This window comes from Novosphingobium sp. TH158 (assembly GCF_002855555.1).
Lineage (GTDB): Bacteria > Pseudomonadota > Alphaproteobacteria > Sphingomonadales > Sphingomonadaceae > Novosphingobium.
This window is the reverse complement of sequence record NZ_PKRT01000001.1, coordinates 776,805-793,467: the sequence shown is the minus strand read 5'-3', so window position 1 is coordinate 793,467 and position 16,663 is coordinate 776,805. Positions and strand designations below refer to the sequence as shown.

At 64.9% G+C, this 16,663-nt stretch carries 17 protein-coding genes; 10 read left to right on the top strand and 7 right to left on the bottom strand.

From position 1 onward, the window contains the following. Position 1: 1 nt before the first annotated feature. Positions 2-961: a 2OG-Fe(II) oxygenase gene (locus C0V78_RS03950; protein ID WP_101796530.1), complete on the bottom strand. Its 960-nt coding sequence runs from the start codon at positions 959-961 to the stop codon at positions 2-4. Between the two features lie 117 nt (positions 962-1,078). Between C0V78_RS03950 and topA the strand changes: the two genes are divergently transcribed. Further along, a complete protein-coding gene (topA, locus tag C0V78_RS03945; RefSeq protein WP_101796529.1) occupies positions 1,079-3,631 on the top strand; it encodes a type I DNA topoisomerase in 2,553 nt (850 codons plus the stop codon). Continuing rightward, positions 3,631-3,810 (top strand): hypothetical protein, encoded by a 180-nt coding sequence (locus C0V78_RS03940; RefSeq protein ID WP_101796528.1) that lies wholly within the window; start codon positions 3,631-3,633, stop codon positions 3,808-3,810. Before topA ends, C0V78_RS03940 begins: the two co-directional genes overlap by 1 nt. Here the strand turns inward: C0V78_RS03940 and C0V78_RS03935 are convergent. The 5 genes from C0V78_RS03935 to lepB form a co-directional block, all read right to left on the bottom strand. Next, positions 3,807-4,646 carry an SGNH/GDSL hydrolase family protein gene (locus tag C0V78_RS03935; protein WP_101796527.1) on the bottom strand — a complete coding sequence of 280 codons (840 nt, stop codon included), beginning with the start codon at positions 4,644-4,646 and terminating at the stop codon, positions 3,807-3,809. The genes C0V78_RS03940 and C0V78_RS03935 overlap by 4 nt on opposite strands. A gap of 31 nt (positions 4,647-4,677) precedes the next feature. Then, positions 4,678-5,394, bottom strand: a complete 717-nt coding sequence (locus C0V78_RS03930; RefSeq protein WP_101796526.1) for a sterol desaturase family protein — start codon at positions 5,392-5,394, stop codon at positions 4,678-4,680. Positions 5,395-5,460: 66 nt separating this feature from the next. Next, the gene (era, locus tag C0V78_RS03925; protein WP_101796525.1) at positions 5,461-6,354 is read right to left on the bottom strand and encodes a GTPase Era; all 894 of its coding nucleotides are present in this window, start codon (positions 6,352-6,354) and stop codon (positions 5,461-5,463) included. Then, positions 6,351-7,031: a ribonuclease III gene (gene rnc, locus C0V78_RS03920; RefSeq protein ID WP_254049807.1), complete on the bottom strand. Its 681-nt coding sequence runs from the start codon at positions 7,029-7,031 to the stop codon at positions 6,351-6,353. The genes era and rnc overlap by 4 nt, the downstream gene beginning before the upstream one ends. After that, complete coding sequence (lepB, locus tag C0V78_RS03915; protein ID WP_101796523.1) at positions 7,028-7,870, bottom strand: signal peptidase I; 843 nt, start codon at positions 7,868-7,870, stop codon at positions 7,028-7,030. The genes rnc and lepB overlap by 4 nt, the downstream gene beginning before the upstream one ends. Before the next feature lie 144 nt (positions 7,871-8,014). Between lepB and pgi the strand changes: the two genes are divergently transcribed. Together pgi and ybaK are read left to right on the top strand one after the other, a co-directional pair. After that, positions 8,015-9,529: a glucose-6-phosphate isomerase gene (gene pgi / locus C0V78_RS03910; protein ID WP_101796522.1), complete on the top strand. Its 1,515-nt coding sequence runs from the start codon at positions 8,015-8,017 to the stop codon at positions 9,527-9,529. Continuing rightward, complete coding sequence (ybaK, locus tag C0V78_RS03905) at positions 9,529-10,005, top strand: Cys-tRNA(Pro) deacylase (RefSeq protein WP_101796521.1); 477 nt, start codon at positions 9,529-9,531, stop codon at positions 10,003-10,005. The genes pgi and ybaK overlap by 1 nt, the downstream gene beginning before the upstream one ends. Positions 10,006-10,015: 10 nt before the next feature. Here the strand turns inward: ybaK and C0V78_RS03900 are convergent, their stop codons facing one another. Beyond that, entirely contained in the window at positions 10,016-10,423 is a 408-nt protein-coding gene (locus tag C0V78_RS03900) for a hypothetical protein (RefSeq protein ID WP_101796520.1), read from the bottom strand. Between the two features lie 184 nt (positions 10,424-10,607). Here C0V78_RS03900 and gorA point away from each other — a divergent pair, with 184 nt between their 5' ends. The 6 genes from gorA (at position 10,608) to C0V78_RS03870 (ending at position 16,658) form a co-directional block, all read left to right on the top strand. Beyond that, the gene (gene gorA, locus C0V78_RS03895) at positions 10,608-11,957 is read left to right on the top strand and encodes a glutathione-disulfide reductase (RefSeq protein ID WP_101796519.1); all 1,350 of its coding nucleotides are present in this window, start codon (positions 10,608-10,610) and stop codon (positions 11,955-11,957) included. A gap of 115 nt (positions 11,958-12,072) precedes the next feature. Continuing rightward, a complete protein-coding gene (locus C0V78_RS03890) occupies positions 12,073-13,599 on the top strand; it encodes an acyl-CoA carboxylase subunit beta (RefSeq protein ID WP_101796518.1) in 1,527 nt (508 codons plus the stop codon). A gap of 4 nt (positions 13,600-13,603) precedes the next feature. Next, positions 13,604-14,209, top strand: coding sequence for an SHOCT domain-containing protein (locus tag C0V78_RS03885; RefSeq protein ID WP_101796517.1), 606 nt, complete (start codon positions 13,604-13,606; stop codon positions 14,207-14,209). Positions 14,210-14,245: 36 nt separating this feature from the next. Then, complete coding sequence (gene bktB / locus C0V78_RS03880; protein ID WP_101796516.1) at positions 14,246-15,439, top strand: beta-ketothiolase BktB; 1,194 nt, start codon at positions 14,246-14,248, stop codon at positions 15,437-15,439. Then, positions 15,436-15,876: a methylmalonyl-CoA epimerase gene (gene mce / locus C0V78_RS03875; RefSeq protein ID WP_101796515.1), complete on the top strand. Its 441-nt coding sequence runs from the start codon at positions 15,436-15,438 to the stop codon at positions 15,874-15,876. Before bktB ends, mce begins: the two co-directional genes overlap by 4 nt. Next, complete coding sequence (locus C0V78_RS03870) at positions 15,876-16,658, top strand: enoyl-CoA hydratase-related protein (protein WP_101796514.1); 783 nt, start codon at positions 15,876-15,878, stop codon at positions 16,656-16,658. Before mce ends, C0V78_RS03870 begins: the two co-directional genes overlap by 1 nt. Positions 16,659-16,663 lie beyond the last annotated feature (5 nt).

Genomic DNA, 16,663 nt, shown 5'->3' with positions numbered 1-16,663 from the left:
CTCAGGGCTGCCAGCGCGCTTCCCGGATCCAGCGGTTGTAAAGCAGCTTGGTGCCGCGCTTCACCGGCATGCCGGCGTGTTCGCTCATCGGGTCCAGGCTGCTGTCGGGCTGGGTGTTGCGGAAAACCACCGCATCGCCCTTGCGTCCCTTCACTTTGAGGCCGGTTCGCAGGAACGCCGTCTCGCCGCCGTCATAGCCATCGTTGAGCCAGACCAGCGCGGTCATCGTGCGCTGGTTTTCTGCGGCACGGACGAAATCGTGGTGCGGCTTGTATTCCTGCCCCGGATTGTAGCGCAGTACCTGCGCCGCTTCGCCGTTCTCAGGCGGCAGGCCGGCCAGCGACGCCAGCCGGCGGTTGAGGGCATGGATCGCCGGGTCCTCGATCAGCCAGTGCAGCACCGAGCCATCGGAACTGCGGATCGGATCGCGCACCAGCTGGCGTTGGGCATTGTACACCATCGAAGGCTGATATCCCGGCTCGGCGATCTTGAGCACATAGGCGCACTCGGCCGGGCTGAAGACGCCGCGGTAAAGCGTCACCTGCGGGCTGTCGCTCAACACATCGCCATCGGGCAGGCTCTGCGGGTTGCCCGATGCGTCCAGTTCCATCGCCCCGAGCAGGTCCAGCGCCGCCTTGCGGGCCGGGTCGCTTGCCGCCTCGGACTTCAGGCGTTCCAGCGCCGCCAGCCAGTTGCGCTCACCGGCAATGCCGCTGGCCAGCAGGTTGGTCGCCGCCACGGCTCCGTCGTGCGACCCGGCACTGCCGGCCCGCTCGTACAGCCGGCGCGCGCCGACAGGATCCTGCGCGATGTGTCCGCCCCATTTCATGTGGCCCAGCAGCAGCATCGCCTGCGGCATGCCGCGTGCCACCAGCCCCTCGATCATGGTCACCGCCTGCGGGCGCTGCCCGGCGGAGAATATCCGCAAGGCCTGATCGAGTTCGGGAGGGTTTGCGCTCATCGCCGGCGCCTATGCCAGAAGCACCGACGCAGTTCCAGCGAGTGGCTTGACGGAGCCACGCCGAACCTCTCACCCTCGCGCGTGTACACATACGCGTAGGAAAGTCCGTTCAGCGCCATGCAGCTTGTCATCGTCGAATCCCCCGCCAAGGCCAAAACCATCGAGAAGTATCTCGGCAAGGACTACAAGGTTCTCGCCTCGTACGGTCACGTTCGCGACCTGCCGCCCAAGGACGGTTCGGTGCGGCCGGACGAGGACTTCGCGATGGACTGGGAGCTTTACGGCGACAAGCAGCGGCAGGTTAAGGCCATCGCCGATGCCGCCAAGGGAGCGGACCGCCTGATCCTCGCCACTGACCCTGACCGCGAGGGCGAGGCTATCTCCTGGCACGTGCGCGAGCTGCTGGCCAAGCGCAAGGCGCTGCCCAAGGACGTCCAGCGCGTAACCTTCAACGCCATCACCAAGGAGACCGTAACCAAGGCGATGACCCAGCCGCGCGAGCTGGATCAGGACCTGGTCGATGCCTACCTTGCCCGCCGCGCGCTCGATTACCTGTTCGGCTTCACCCTTTCGCCAGTGCTGTGGCGCAAGTTGCCGGGTGCCAAGAGCGCAGGGCGCGTGCAATCGGTGGCGCTGCGCCTGATCTGCGAGCGCGAGCGCGAGATCGAGGTGTTCAAGCCGCAGGAATACTGGTCGGTCCTGGCCCAGCTTGAACATGACGGTACCCGTTTTCCGGCACGTCTGGTGCGGTTCGACGGGGAGAAGCTCGACAAGCTGAGCCTTGGCGATGCCGGTTCGGCAGAGCGGGCCAAGGCTGCGGTCGAAGCGGGGGCCTTCCGCGTGGAGGATGTCGATGTGCGTCCCACCCGGCGCAACCCCTGGCCGCCGTTCACCACCTCGACCCTGCAGATGGAAGCGGCGCGCAAGCTTGGCTTCTCGGCCAGCCACACCATGCGCGTGGCGCAGAGCCTCTACGAGGCGGGGGCGATCACCTACATGCGTACCGATGGCGTGCAGATGGATCCCAGCGCCATCCAGGCGGCCCGGGCGGCGATCAATGACCGGTACAAGGGGCATTACCTGCCGGAAAAACCGCGTCATTACGAGACCAAGGCGAAAAATGCTCAGGAAGCGCATGAAGCTATCCGGCCAACCGATTTCACGCGCGACAGCTTCGGCAGCGGCGATGAGGCGCGGCTCTACGAGCTGGTCTGGAAGCGCGCCATCGCCAGCCAGATGGCCTCTGCCTCGATCGAACGGACCACGGTAACCCTGCGCGAGGCGACCGGGCGGCACGAGCTGCGCGCGACCGGCCAGGTCGTGAAGTTCCCCGGCTTCCTTGCCGTCTATGACGAAACGCTCGACCAGAAGCCGGGCGAGGACGAGGATGAAAGCGGTCTGCTGCCCGTACTGAACAAGGGCGATATGCCGGCCAAGCAGGGGGTAGAGGCGAACCAGCACTTCACCCAGCCGCCGCCGCGCTATTCCGAGGCGAGCCTGGTGAAGAAGCTTGAGGAACTGGGCATCGGCCGTCCCTCCACCTATGCCGCCACCTTGCAGGTCCTGAAGGACCGCAACTACGTCAGGACCGAGAAAAATCGTTTCTTCGCAGAAGAATCGGGCCGACTTCTCACTGCATTTCTCGAACGCTTCTTCCCGCGCTATGTCGCTTACGATTTCACCGCAGGGATGGAAGATGAGCTCGATGACGTATCGGGCGGGCGCGAGAACTGGAAGGAACTGCTCGCCAAGTTCTGGAAGGACTTCAAGCCGAAGTCCGACGAGGTGATGGAGCGCAAGCCTTCGGAAGTGACCGAAGCGCTGGACGAGTTCCTGTCCGACTACCTGTTCCCGGACAAGGGCGATGGCCACGATCCGCGCCAGTGCCCACAGTGCAGCGTGGGCCGGCTGGCCCTGCGCGGCGGGCGGTTCGGGGCCTTCGTTGCCTGTTCCAACTATCCGGAATGCAAATATACCCGCAAGTTCGCCCAGCCGGGCGGATCGGGCGACGGAGCGGATGGCGAGATCGGCAAGCACCCCGAAACGGGCGAGGCGATCAATCGCAAGGCGGGCCGTTTCGGTCCCTATATCGAAATGGGCAGCGGCAAGGAGGCGAAGCGTTCGTCCATTCCCAAGGACATTGGCGAACTGAACCTGGATTGGGCGGTCAAGCTGCTCAGCCTGCCGCGCACGATCGGCAATCATCCGGAAACGGGTGAGCCAATCACCGCAAGTCTCGGGCGTTATGGTCCGTACCTCGCCCACAATGGCAAGTACGCCAAGCTGCGCGGAACGGCCGAAATCTTCGAGACGGGGATGAACATGGCGGTTGCCAAGCTGGCCGAGGCGGCGAACGGCGGCGGCCGGGGCGCACGCGCGGCGGCCGAACCGCTCAAGACCTTCGGCCCGCACCCGGAAAGCGGGGGCGAGATGAAGCTGATGGCCGGTCGTTACGGCCCCTATGTGACGGACGGCACGACCAATGCCACCTTGCCGCGTGACAAGAAGCCCGAAGATCTGACCGAGGAAGAGGCGATCACGCTGATCACCGAGAAGGCGGCGAAGGGCCCGGCCAAGAAAGGCGCGAAGAAGAAGGCTCCCGCCAAGAAGAAAGCCCCGGCCAAGAAGCCCGCCGCCAAGAAGCCCGCTGCCAAGAAAAAGGCCGAGTGATGGCCGAAAAGTTCGAAAAGCACCGCCAGCCCTGGAAGGCCGAAGAGGTGGCCAAGCTGCGCACGCTCGCCGGCAAGGGCAAGGGCCTCAAGGAAATTGCCAAGGCGCTGAACCGCTCCGAGGAATCGACCAAGGAGCGGGCCAAGCTGGACGGTATCGGGATTGCCAAGCTGCGCTAGCGGCGCAGCATTTTCACCAGCGCATCGGCAATCCCGGCATGGCCGGCAACGGTCGGATGCCATGATGCGTTGCCATCGGGGCCGGTGGGCTTGGGCCCCACGCTCCACGGTGCGGCATCACAGGCGGTATGCTGGCGAGATAGGTCTTGCGCGGCGAGCACCTCGGCCCCTTCGGCCTCTGCTGCCCGGGCGGTGACGGCGGCCAGGCGCTCGCCAATCTCGCGGTTGAGGATCGCCCCCTCAGGCGTGAGCCCCAGCACTTCGCACGGGGTATCGGGCACCAGCTTGACGTATTGCACGAAGATCACGCGGGCCTTGGGCGCGCGCTGGCGGATTTCCTGCACGATCCTGCGCAGGTTGCCCTCCAGCTTGGCATAGGCCTCCGTCGCAGGCGGGCGCAGAGCGGAGCAGGCGCGGGCGGTCCCCTGGACCATCATGCCGCCCGGCGGGCACGAACCCAGCATCAGGTTCATCACATAGCCCAGGTCGTTCCCGCCGATGGTGATCGTAACCAGCCGGGTATTCGCCTTCACGGCGTCGATCTGCGGGGCAAGCTCGTTCCACGGGCCCAGGATATGCGCCGTGGTCGCCCCGCCGCAGGTCTGGTCATCGTAATCGAGCTTCAGCCGCTCTGCGACGAGACTGGAATAGCTCTTCGGGCTGCGGCCGCAGCGCTGGGGCGTGCCCGGCTTGATCCCGCCGAGGCCCGTTCCGGCGGCATAGGACGATCCCATGGCGACGTAATGGGCATTGCGGGGCACCGGCTTGGCCACGACAGGCGCGGCAAGGGCGAACGCACTCACGCTGCCAAGGCCAATCAGGAGTGCCTTCATCATCGGCGGAACGATCCCTTCAAACGATTTCTGTTCAGATTTCCTGGCACGCCAGCATCTTGCCGACCTTGTTGGTCGAGCCTTTGTGGAACCCGGCTTCTGCCTCCCAATCCTTGGGATTCTTGAAGGTTCCGAAGATGATGTCGAACAGGGGAATGTCGCCATAATTGTAGGCGTGCACCCCGCGCTGGTGGTGGATCGAATGGCTTTCGGGCCGCTGGAGGACATAGCCGAGCCACACGGGGGTGCGAAGGTTGGTATGCTGGAACATGGTGGGGATGGTCGCGGCAACAGCAACGATGAAGGCCGCTTCGGCCGAAAGCCCGAAGACCCATACCAGCGAGAGCGACCCTTGAAGCGCCCAGCCAACCATGTCGAGCGGGTGGAAATAGAACGCGCCCCAGATGTCCACCCGTTCGGCCGCATGGTGCATTTGATGGGTGAAGCGCCATAGGCCGGGGATCTTGTGCAGGCCCAGATGCCACAGGTAGACGCCCAGCTCGAAGACGAGGAACCCGCCGACAACTTGCACCCAGAACGGCAACTTGTCTGCCGGGATCAGGCGGTATTGGCCCAGCAGCCCGTCCCACAGGAACGGCGCGTAGGTGAGGATGGTGAAATAGAGGATGGCGGAAAACACGCCCATCGCCCGCCAGTAAGGCACGTCATCCAGCCGGTGTCCCTTGCCGAAATGGTCAAGCAGGACAAAGATCGCAAACAGGACAATCACGACATAGTGATACTGGTTCATCCACCATCTCCCCCAAGCCGGGCGAGGAGAGAAATAACACCTATGCCGGGGGCAGGCAAAGGGGGCTTACTTCACCCAGTCCAGCCCGATTTCCTCGTAGATTTCCTTGTCATCCTCCCAGCGTTCGTCGACCTTGACGTGGAGGAACAGGTGGACCTTCTGGCCCAGCAGTTCGGCCAGCTCCTTGCGGGCGGCCTCACCGATGGACTTCAGCTTGCTGCCCCCCTTGCCAAGGACGATGCCCTTCTGGCTGTCGCGGGCGATGACGATCTGCTGGTGGATTTCCACCGAGCCATCGGGACGCGTCTTGTAGCTTTCGGGCCGCACGATGGAATCGTAGGGCAGCTCGTCGTGAAGCTGGCGGTAAATCTGCTCGCGGGTGATTTCGCAGGCCAGCAGGCGTTCGCTGGCGTCGGAGACCTGGTCTTCGGGATAGTGCCATGGGCTTTCGGGCATCAGTTCGGCCAGCCGCTTCTTGAGCTGCGGCACGCCATCGCCGGTCAGGGCGGAAACGAAGAACACCTCGTCGAACTGGCCGTCGCCGGCAAGTTCCTGCGCGGCCACGAGCAGCGGTTCCTTGGCGGTTTCATCGACCTTGTTGAGCACGAGAATCTTGCGCTCGGGCCGGCCGGACAGGCTCTCCAGGATCGACTGGAGGTACTCGCGCTTCTTCTTGCGGCCATCGACTACCAGCAGGATCGCATCGGCTTCCTGCGCGCCTTCCCAGGCCGCGGAAACCATCGCACGGTCAAGCCGTCGCTTGGGATCGAAAATGCCCGGCGTATCGGCAAGGATGATCTGCGCTTCCCCTTCCAGCGCGATCCCCATCAGCCGGGCGCGCGTGGTCTGCGCCTTGGCCGAGACGATGGCGACCTTCTGGCCGACGAGTGCATTGACGAGGGTGGACTTGCCCGCATTGGGCGCGCCGATAACGGCGACGAGTCCGCAGTGCTGGGTCATCCGAACCTCCTGAGGAATTCTGCGGCGGCCTGGGTTTCGGCCTCCTGCTTGCTGCTGCCTTCGGCGCGTGCTTCGCCCACGGCGTGGATGCGAACTTCAACGGTGAAGCGCGCCGCATGATCCGGGCCCGAGCGTTCGACAAGGTAATATTCGGGCATCCGCCGCCGGTTTCCGGCCGCCCATTCCTGCAGCGCTGACTTGGGGTGCTTCGACTGGCCGACCTTGCCGGTTACCGCTTCCGACCAGAGCTTGCGCACCAGTGCGCGCATGGCGGGAAAGCCCTGCGTCAGGAAGCCGGCGCCGAGCAGCGCCTCCATGACGTCGCCCAGGATGTTGTCGCTGTTGCGCCCGCCATCGTCGTTGGCCTGCTTGCCCAACCGGATATGCGGGGCGAGGCCGATCTTGCGCGCAATCGCGGCGTTCATCGTGCGGCTGACAAGCGCGTTGAGCCGCTGGGAAAGCCGGCCTTCGTTGTCCGTGCCCAGTTCGTGCAGCCATTCGGCAATCGACAGGCCGAGCACGCGATCGCCGAGGAATTCGAGCCGCTGGTAATGCCGCGCCTCGCCCGTGCTGCCGTGAGTCAGCGCTTCATGCCAGAGACTTTCATCGCCAAGCGGGCCACCGGTGAGCTTTTCAAGGAATGCGCGTGTTTCCGGGGAAAGGGCAGGCTCGCTCAAATCCGGCCCCCGATGCGGTCCCAGCGCGCGGCGGTGAACCAGGTCCAGGGCAGCAGCCAGGACGAGGAACCGTCGGTCGAGAACATCATGACCTGCGCCTTGCCGACCAGGTTTTCCTGCGGAACAAAGCCCACGCCGCCGCCGGCTTCGGGATCGAAGCGGCTGTCTTCGGAATTGTCGCGGTTGTCGCCCATCATGAACAGGTGGCCTTCGGGCACGACGAATACCTGCGTGTCATCGGCGGCGTAAAGGCCAAGGTCGAGCACGTTGTAGCTCACCCCGTTGGGCAGCGTTTCGCGGTACTGCGGATAGCGGCAGGTGTCCGTGCCATCCTCGCGCTTGCTGCGGAACATCTCGTGGCACTGGTTGTAGGGCGAGACGGGATACTGGGCGTCGGCAATGCGCTCCTTGGCAACTGCCTTGCCATTGATGTGCAGCACGCCGCCGATCATCTGGATCTGGTCCCCCGGCAGGCCGATCACACGCTTGATGTAATCGACGTCATTGCCCGGAGGGGCCTTGAAGATGGCGACATCGCCGCGTTCCGGCTGGCTGGCGAACAGGCGTCCCGGGATCAGCGGCGCGCTGAACGGCAGCGAATACTTCGAGTAGCCATAGGACCACTTGCTGGCGAGCAGGTAATCGCCCTTCTGCAGCCGGGGCAGCATCGATTCGCTGGGGATGTTGAACGGCGAAAGGATGAAGCTGCGGAACACCAGCACGATCAGCAGCAGCTTGATCAGGAAAACGGGAAAGCTGTCTTCCTTCTTCTCACGCTTGGCCGGCGCGGCGGCACCGTCCCCGGGCAAGGTTTCGCTGGCGTTGGGTTCGGTCGTCATGAGGCCCCGTGGATTAGTGTGTTGTAATTATAATACAGCAGTCGCCCTGACAAGCTTTATCCGGGATGAACGAAGGCGTCCCGGCTTGGCACGGCAGCTTGCGGGCGGCATAGGGCAGGGCGACGCAAGAGGAAAGAGGCAGCGATGAACGAAGCGGAAAGCACGGCCTGGAAAGCGCTTGAAGCGCTGCCGAAACGCCGGCTGTCGGAACTCTTCGCCGATGCCGGCCGGGTCGATGCGCTTACCGCGGTGCTCGATCTGCCGGGAGGGCCGGTCCGTTTCGACTGGTCGAAGACCCATCTCGATGCCGGCCTGCTGTCCGGCTTTACCGCCCTGGCTGAAGCCTGCGACTTCGATGGCAGGCGCGCAGCCCTGTTTTCCGGCGAGCGGATCAACGTGACAGAGGATCGCGCGGTCCAGCACACCGCGCAGCGCGGCGTGGGCAGCGAGGAGGCGGTTGACGAGGCGGGCGCGCTCCATGCCCGCATGCGCAGCCTTGTCGAGGCCATCCACGGCGGCCTGCTGGGCGATGTGAAGCACCTGATCCACATCGGCATCGGCGGCTCCGCGCTCGGCCCGGCTCTGGCGATCGACGCGCTGACCCGCGACGGGGCGATGTGCGATGTCCATGTCGTTTCCAATATCGATGGCTGCGCGCTGGAAGCGGCCTTTGCGCGCTGCGACCCGGCGACGACGCTGGTGGCGGTTGCCTCCAAGACATTCACCACGATCGAGACGATGACCAATGCCGCATCGGCGCTCGCCTGGCTGGGCGAGAACGGCGTGGCCGATCCCTATGGCCGGGTGATTGCCCTGACCGCCTCGCCGGACAAGGCGGTGGAATGGGGCGTCGACGAAACCCGCGTATTGCCCTTCAGCGAGTCGGTTGGCGGGCGCTATTCGCTGTGGTCCTCGATCGGCTTCCCGGTTGCCCTGGCGCTGGGGTGGGACGAATTTGCCTCGCTGCTTGATGGCGCGGCGGAGATGGACCGCCACTTCCTGACCATGGACGGGGCCGAAAACCTGCCGCTGCGCGCCGCCTTCAGCGACCTGATGTACACCCGCCTGCGCGGCTGCCAGACGCGCGCGGTCTTTGCTTACGACGAGCGGCTGCGGTTGTTTCCCAGCTATCTGCAGCAACTGGAGATGGAATCGAACGGCAAGCGCGTGCGGGCTGACGGCTCGCCTGTCGACGGGCCGACCGCGCCGATTACCTGGGGTGGCGTGGGGACCGATGCCCAGCACGCGGTCTTCCAGCTGCTTCACCAGGGAACGGTGATCACGCCGATCGACTTCATCGCGGCGATCCAGCCGGGCGACGCCCTCGATCCCGCCCACCATCGCACCCTGCTGACGAATTGCTTTGCCCAGGGCGCCGCGCTGATGGCAGGGCGCGAGAGCGACGATCCGGCGCGGGCCTATCCGGGCGACCGGCCGTCTGCGACGATCCTGTGCGACGAGATCAACGCCGCCACGCTTGGCGCGCTGATCGCGTTCCACGAACACCGCACCTTTGCTGCCGGTGTGCTGATGGGGATCAATTCCTTCGACCAGTTCGGCGTGGAGCTGGGCAAGGAGATCGCCAGGTCGATCGACGCGGGCGGGGCCAGCTTCGATGCCAGCACCACCGCCCTGCTGGCTGCGGCAGGCCTTGGCTGATGGCCAGGGCTACCCGGGCGACGCAGGCGCTCGACAAGGCCGGCATCGCCTATTCGGTTCACGCCTATGACTACGATCCCGGCGCGGACAAGGTGGGTCTGCAAGCTGCCGAAGCGCTGGGCGAGGATCCAGCGCGGGTGCTGAAAACGCTGATGGTGCTGCTCGACGGCAAGCCTGCCTGCGCGATCCTGCCCAGCAATCGCGAGCTTTCGATGAAGCGCCTCGCCGCGGCGCTTGGCGGCAAGTCAGCCCAGATGATGCCGGTGCCGCAGGCCGAGCGGGTGAGCGGCTACAAGGTGGGCGGGGTCAGCCCCTTCGGACAGCCGCGTCCGGTTCCCGTGGCCATCGAGGCGGCTGCGCTGGCCGAAGCGCAGGTCTATATCAACGGTGGCCAGCGCGGCCTGCAGGTGCGGCTCGATCCGCGGGACGCCTGCCGCGTTCTCGGCGCGGTGAGCGCAGCGATCGTCGCAGACTGAGCCTGCGGCGTTACCCCTGCGCAGTATCGGTGCAGGTCATCGTGGTGGAGACGATCCGGCTGTTCTCCTTGTATTTGGCGACGAAGGCCTTCCACGCCGCATCCTGCTTTTCACGCGGTACGTTGCTGACCCCGGTGTGGATGGTTACCACCCTGACCGCCCCCTTGCGCCCGCGGCCCATGCCGTTTTCGGCAACCACCGGGGACATCGAGAGCCGGTCCGTCCGGTAGCCGCGCTGGGCGTACCAGCGCGCGTGAAGGCCAAAGGCTTCCCGGAACCCGGCGAGCGATCCGCCCGGCCTGATCTCGCTGACACGCACGCGCTGAAGCTTGCCGGCGGGGCAAGCCGGATCGGATTTTGCCGCGAAGGCAGGGCTTGAAGCCAAGAGTGCCGCGGCGAGGGCAAGGGCAGTTCTCATTGCCGGTCTCCATCAGGGAATGTCCTGGGTTCCGATTACGTTCCGCCAGCCGGGGCGGCAATCCGGCTGCCGTGCAGTTGGCACCGGAATGGCGGCATCTCCGGCCCGATCACTCAAATCGCGAAAAGCGGTTGGCAAGCCATGCCTCGCCGCCCCATATCGCCCCCCGCTACAGGAGCTTGGCATGGCAGACTTCGAATACGACCTTTTCGTGATTGGCGCCGGTTCGGGCGGCGTGCGGGCAAGCCGCATCGCGGCCTCGCACGGGGCCCGGGTCGCCGTTGCCGAAGAGTTCAGGGTGGGCGGAACCTGCGTTATCCGGGGCTGCGTGCCCAAGAAGCTGCTGGTCTATGCATCGTCGTTCGCGCACGAACTGGGCGATGCAGCCGGTTTCGGCTGGACCATAGAAGGCGCGAAGTTCGACTGGGCGGCCCTGCGCGATTTCGTCGCCAGCGATGTCGATCGGCTGGAGCGGGCCTATACGAACACGCTGGACAGCAACAAGGTGGAGCATTTCCACGAACGCGCGACCATTGCCGGGCCGAACACGGTGCGGCTGGCATCGGGACGCGAGATCAGCGCGCGGCATATCCTGGTCGCCGTCGGCGCCTGGCCGGTGGTGCCGCAGTTCCCGGGCAGCGAGCATTGCATCACCTCGAACGAGGTATTTCACCTGCCGGAACTGCCGCGCCGGGTGGTGGTCCAGGGCGCGGGCTATATTGCCATGGAATTCGCCGGCGTATTCAATGCGCTGGCCAGTCAGGTGACGGTGGTGAACCGCTCCGACCAGATTCTGCGCGGGTATGATGAATCGCTGCGCGACCGGCTGCTGCGCATCACCATGGCGCGGGGGATCGACTATCGCTTCAACAGCCCGATCGAACGGGTGGAGAAGCAGGCCGACGGTTGCCTGCACGTCTACACCAAGGGCCATCCTGACCCGCTGACCGCCGATATCGTGCTGGTCGCCACCGGCCGCCGCCCCAAGACCGACGGGCTGGGTCTTGAGACTGCCGGCATTGCGCTGGGCGCGAATGGCGAGATTCCGGTCAACGAGTTCAACGCCACGTCCTGCCCCTCGATCTGGGCGGTGGGAGACGTGACCGACCGGGTTCAGCTTACCCCGGTTGCCATCCGCGAGGGCCACGCCCTGGCCGACAACCTGTTTGCCGGTACCAGCCGCACGGTCGATTACAGCCTGATCCCCAGCGCCGTGTTCTCGCAGCCGCCGCTTGCCGGGGTGGGCCTTACCGAGGCGCAGGCGCGTGAGCAGTTCCGCGAGATCAAGGTTTTCACCTCCGACTTCCGGCCGATGAAGAACATGTTCGCGCAGCACGCCGAACGCGGCTTCTACAAACTGGTGGTCGATGCCGCGACCGACCAGGTCCTTGGCGTGCACATGATCGGGCCGGAAGCTCCCGAAATCCTGCAAGCCGTGGCCATTGCGGTGAAGGCGGGGCTGACCAAGGAGCAGTTCGACCAGACGATCGCCCTGCATCCCAGCATGGCAGAGGAGCTGGTGCTGATGCGCTGATCGGCATCGCCCTGCGGATTGTTTTTAACTGGTCGATTAAAAGCATTGACGCGCGGCACCTTGCGTGGCTTAGCGATTCCCGAATTTCCGCATCTGCGAAGGGAACTGCCGGGGCATGTCCGCCAATATTGCCGAAATGGAAAAGCGCCGCGCCGCCGCCAAGATGGGCGGGGGGCAAAGGCGCATCGACGCACAACACGCCAAGGGCAAGCTGACCGCGCGCGAACGGCTTGAAATCCTGCTCGACGAAGGCTCCTTCGAAGAGACGGACATGTACGTCGAGCACAACTGCGTCGACTTCGGCATGCCGGACAATGTCATCCCCGGCGATGGCGTGGTCACCGGTTCGGGCACGATCAACGGCCGTCTCGTATTCGTGTTCAGCCAGGACTTCACCGTGTTCGGTGGCGCGGTTTCCGAACGCCACGCGATGAAGATCTGCAAGATCATGGACAACGCCATGAAGGTGGGTGCTCCGGTGATCGGCCTCAACGATTCCGGCGGTGCCCGCATCCAGGAAGGCGTCGCCTCGCTTGGCGGCTATGCCGAGATCTTCCAGCGCAACGTCACTGCCTCGGGTGTCGTCCCGCAGCTGTCGCTGATCATGGGGCCTTGCGCGGGCGGTGCGGTCTATTCGCCGGCGATGACCGACTTCATCTTCATGGTGAAGGACAGCTCCTACATGTTCGTCACCGGTCCCGACGTGGTGAAGACCGTGACCAACGAGATCGTCACGCAGGAGGAACTGGGCGGCGCGATTACGCACACGACCAAGACCTCGGTTGCCGACCTTGCGCTAGAGAACGACGTTGAAGCGCTGCTCGCCGCGCGCGAATTCTTCGATTACCTGCCGCTCAACAACCGCGAGGAAGTGCCCGAGCGTCCGAACGCCGATCCGTGGGATCGCCGCGAGGACAGCCTCGATACGCTGATCCCGGCTTCGGCGACGCAGCCCTATGATATGCACGAAGTCATCCGCAAGACGGTGGACGAGGGCGAATTCTTCGAGATCCAGCCCGGCCACGCCGCCAACATCATCTGCGGCTTCGGTCGGGTCGAGGGCAAGACGGTGGGTGTTGTCGCCAACCAGCCGATGGTGCTGGCGGGCGTGCTCGATATCAACTCGTCGAAGAAGGCCGCGCGCTTCGTGCGGTTCTGCGATGCCTTCAACATCCCGATCCTGACCTTCGTCGACGTGCCCGGCTTCCTTCCCGGCACGGCGCAGGAGCACAACGGCATCATCAAGCACGGTGCGAAGCTGCTGTTCGCCTATGCCGAGGCGACCGTGCCGAAGATCACCGTGATTACCCGCAAGGCATACGGCGGTGCTTACGACGTCATGGCTTCGAAGCACCTGCGCGGCGATCTCAACTACGCCTGGCCGACCGCGGAAATCGCCGTGATGGGCGCCAAGGGTGCGGTGGAGATCATCTTCCGCGGCCTCGATGCAGACGGCATCGCGGAAAAGACCAAGGAATACGAAGACCGCTTCGCCAACCCCTTCGTGGCGGCAAGCAAGGGCTTCATCGACGAGGTGATCTACCCGCACTCCACCCGCCGCCGCGTGGCGCTGGGCCTCAGGAAGCTGCGCAACAAGCACCTCGAGAACCCCTGGAAGAAGCACGACAACATTCCGCTGTAATGTCATGACCGACCGGATTGACCAGCTTGAGCGCCTTAAGTGCCTTCGCGATCAGGGAGCGATCGACGAAGCGGAGTATGCCAGCGAAAAGGCACGCCTGCTTGCTGGCACTCCGGCAGGTGCGGGGCGTCCGGTCTGGATCCTGTTGGGTATCCTGATTGCCGTTGTCGTCGGGGCGATTGCTCTGTTCGCTTTCCGCCCGAAGGCTGAAGGCACGGCTCCCGATGAATCGCAGCTGCTTGCGACGTCCGGGCCCAGCGCTGCGGCCCAGCCCGAGATTACGGCGACGCCGGAACCGGTCGCCCAGTGGGAATGCAATGGCTGGTACACCGGTGTCGAGTTCTCGGAGCTCAGCGGCGATGGCTCGGGCGTGGAAGTGCGCTTCGTGGATGGCCGGCTCAAAGCCTTCCGCATCTGGGAGGGCGGCGTTTCCGATGGCGCGGTGAGCAATGTTGCCAATGACGCGGAAGTCGTGAAAGCGCGTATCAGTTTCCCGGACTATCCGGAGCAGGAAGCTGAGCCCGTCACCTTCGCCTGCAATGATGGCAAGGTGCGGATGACCAGCAGGAATTTCGGCAACGACACGCTGCGGCGTGGCCGGGCAGAATAGAATTACGGATCAATCGGGCTTCATGCAGGAATGACAATGGCCAATCTTGAAGACATCTACATCGTCAGCGGCGCGCGTACGGCCATCGGTGACTTCGGCGGCACCCTCAAGGGCTTCATGCCGAACGAGCTGGGCGCGATCGTCGTGGCCGAGGCGCTGAAGCGGGCGCAGGTTGCCCCGGCGGACGTGCAGCATGTCGTCATCGGCCAGGTCATGCCGACCAGCGCGCGCGACGAAATGCTCAGCCGCGCGATCGCGCTCAAGGCTGACATCCCGCACCATGTGCCGGCGCTCACGCTTAACCGCCTGTGCGGCTCGGGCGTCGAGGCGATTGTCAACGCGGCGCGCCTGATGATGACCGGCGAGGCTTCGATCACCGTCGCCGGCGGTGCGGAATCGATGTCGAACGTCCCCTATCATGACCACGGCGTGCGCTGGGGCAAGAAGATGGGCGACAACACGCAGGAAGACGCGCTGACGGTCGGCCTGTCGGACGCGCTTGGCGGCTATCACATGGGCATCACGGCAGAAAACGTCGCCGCCCGCCACTGCATCAGCCGCGAGGACATGGACTCGCTGGCCGTCACCAGCCACCAGCGCGCCAGCCGCGCGCAGGTGGAAGGCCGCTTCAAGGAGCAGATCGTTCCGGTAGAGATCAAGACGCGCAAGGGCGTCGAGATCTTCGACACCGACGAGCACGTGAAGGGCAATACCACGCTGGACGTGCTCGCCGGAATGCGTCCGGCCTTCAAGAAGGACGGCACCGTTACCGCTGCCAACGCCAGCGGGATCAACGATGGCGCTGCCGCTGTCGTGCTGGCGACCGGCGCGGAAGTTGAAAAGCGCGGCCTCAAGCCGCTGGCGAAGATCGTCGCCTGGGGCCACGCCGGAGTCGAGCCGGATCACATGGGCGAAGGCCCGATCAAGGCGGTGCCGATCGCGCTGGAACGCGCCGGATTGTCGCTCGATCAGATGGACGTGATCGAAAGCAACGAGGCTTTCGCCGCCCAGGCCGCTGCCGTTGCCAAGGTGCTCGGCTTCGATCCGGAGAAGGTGAACCCCAACGGCTCGGGCGTGGGCCTTGGCCATCCGGTCGGCGCAACTGGCGCCATCCTCACCATCAAGTGTGCCTATGAACTGAAGCGCATCGAGGGCCGCTATGGCCTGATCACCATGTGCATCGGTGGCGGGCAGGGCATCGCCCTGATCATCGAAAGGGTTGCGGCATGAAGCTCGGCAGGATGAACCATATCGGCGTCGCGACGCCTGACCTCGACGCCTCGATCGCGTTCTACCGCGATGTCATGGGCGCGACCGACATTACCGAGCCGTTCGTGCTCGAAAGCCAGCAGGTCCGCGTGTGCTTCGTCAACACGCCGACCGACAGCGGCATGAACGGCACGCAGGTGGAGCTGCTCCAGCCCACCTCGCCGGATTCGGCCGTGGGCAAGTGGCTGGAAAAGAACCCGCTGGGCGGGCAGCACCACCTGTGCTTCGAAGTGCCGGACATTCACGCCGCCAAGGCCGAGTTCGAAGCCATGGGCAAGCGCGTGCTGGGCGAACCGCGCATCGGCGCACACGGGACGCTGATCTTCTTCGTCCACCCCAAGGACATGGGCGGCGTCCTGACCGAGATCATGGAGACGCCGAAGGACGGCCACCACTGATGGCGTTCGAGCGCATCCTGCTTGAGCGGGAGGGCGATGTCGCCATCCTGACGCTCAACGACCCGGCAACGCGCAACGCGCTGTCGTGGGACCTGTGCCGCGAAATGTCGACGGCGCTGGACCAGTTGGGCGATGCGCGGGCGCTGGTGATCACGGGCGCGGGCAAGGGCTTCTGCTCGGGCGGCAACATGGCGTCGGAAGTGGGCGAGGGCCAGGGCTTCGGCGACATGATCAAGCTGGGCCTGGTAGAGGCCGTGAACCCCATGCTGCGCAAGCTTGCGGCGCTGAAGATCCCGGTGATCGCGGCGGTGAACGGCGCGGCGGCCGGGGCAGGGGCACCGCTGGCGCTTCATGCCGACTTCGTCATCGCTGGCGAGAGCGCGTTCTTCTACTTCGCCTTTGCCAATGTCGGGCTGGCGCTCGATGCCGGGGCAAGCTGGATCCTGCCGCGCCTTGTCGGCCAGGCCCGCGCGACCGAGGCGCTGATGCTGGTGGAGCGCATCCCGGCGGCCAAGGCGCTCGACTGGGGCATGATCTACAAGGTGGTGGCTGACGAGGCCCTGCTGGCCGATGCCAAGGCACTGGCCGCACGGCTCGCCGCCGGGCCGACCGTATCCTACGGCGTGATCCGGCAGGCAATCCAGGCCGCTGCGGCGACCGACTATCTTTCCGCGCTGCTCATCGAAGAAGAGGCGCAGCGCGTATCGGGCAATTCGAAGGACTGCGCCGAGGCGGTGCAGGCATTTCTTGAAAAGAGGCCCCCGGTTTTCCGGGGCGAATGAGGGTT

Bases quoted from the DNA above. Each gene is read 5' to 3' on its own strand.
- pgi (WP_101796522.1), top strand. From the start codon at position 8,015: ATGAACGAAGCGGAAAGCACGGCCTGGAAAGCGCTTGAAGCGCTGCCG.
- C0V78_RS03940 (WP_101796528.1), top strand. From the start codon at position 3,631: ATGGCCGAAAAGTTCGAAAAGCACCGCCAGCCCTGGAAGGCCGAAGAG.
- bktB (WP_101796516.1), top strand. From the start codon at position 14,246: ATGGCCAATCTTGAAGACATCTACATCGTCAGCGGCGCGCGTACGGCC.
- gorA (WP_101796519.1), top strand. From the start codon at position 10,608: ATGGCAGACTTCGAATACGACCTTTTCGTGATTGGCGCCGGTTCGGGC.
- era (WP_101796525.1), bottom strand. From the start codon at position 6,354: ATGACCCAGCACTGCGGACTCGTCGCCGTTATCGGCGCGCCCAATGCG.
- C0V78_RS03885 (WP_101796517.1), top strand. From the start codon at position 13,604: ATGACCGACCGGATTGACCAGCTTGAGCGCCTTAAGTGCCTTCGCGAT.
- mce (WP_101796515.1), top strand. From the start codon at position 15,436: ATGAAGCTCGGCAGGATGAACCATATCGGCGTCGCGACGCCTGACCTC.
- topA (WP_101796529.1), top strand. From the start codon at position 1,079: ATGCAGCTTGTCATCGTCGAATCCCCCGCCAAGGCCAAAACCATCGAG.
- lepB (WP_101796523.1), bottom strand. From the start codon at position 7,870: ATGACGACCGAACCCAACGCCAGCGAAACCTTGCCCGGGGACGGTGCC.
- C0V78_RS03950 (WP_101796530.1), bottom strand. From the start codon at position 961: ATGAGCGCAAACCCTCCCGAACTCGATCAGGCCTTGCGGATATTCTCC.
- C0V78_RS03900 (WP_101796520.1), bottom strand. From the start codon at position 10,423: ATGAGAACTGCCCTTGCCCTCGCCGCGGCACTCTTGGCTTCAAGCCCT.
- C0V78_RS03870 (WP_101796514.1), top strand. From the start codon at position 15,876: ATGGCGTTCGAGCGCATCCTGCTTGAGCGGGAGGGCGATGTCGCCATC.
- ybaK (WP_101796521.1), top strand. From the start codon at position 9,529: ATGGCCAGGGCTACCCGGGCGACGCAGGCGCTCGACAAGGCCGGCATC.
- C0V78_RS03935 (WP_101796527.1), bottom strand. From the start codon at position 4,646: ATGATGAAGGCACTCCTGATTGGCCTTGGCAGCGTGAGTGCGTTCGCC.
- C0V78_RS03930 (WP_101796526.1), bottom strand. From the start codon at position 5,394: ATGAACCAGTATCACTATGTCGTGATTGTCCTGTTTGCGATCTTTGTC.
- C0V78_RS03890 (WP_101796518.1), top strand. From the start codon at position 12,073: ATGTCCGCCAATATTGCCGAAATGGAAAAGCGCCGCGCCGCCGCCAAG.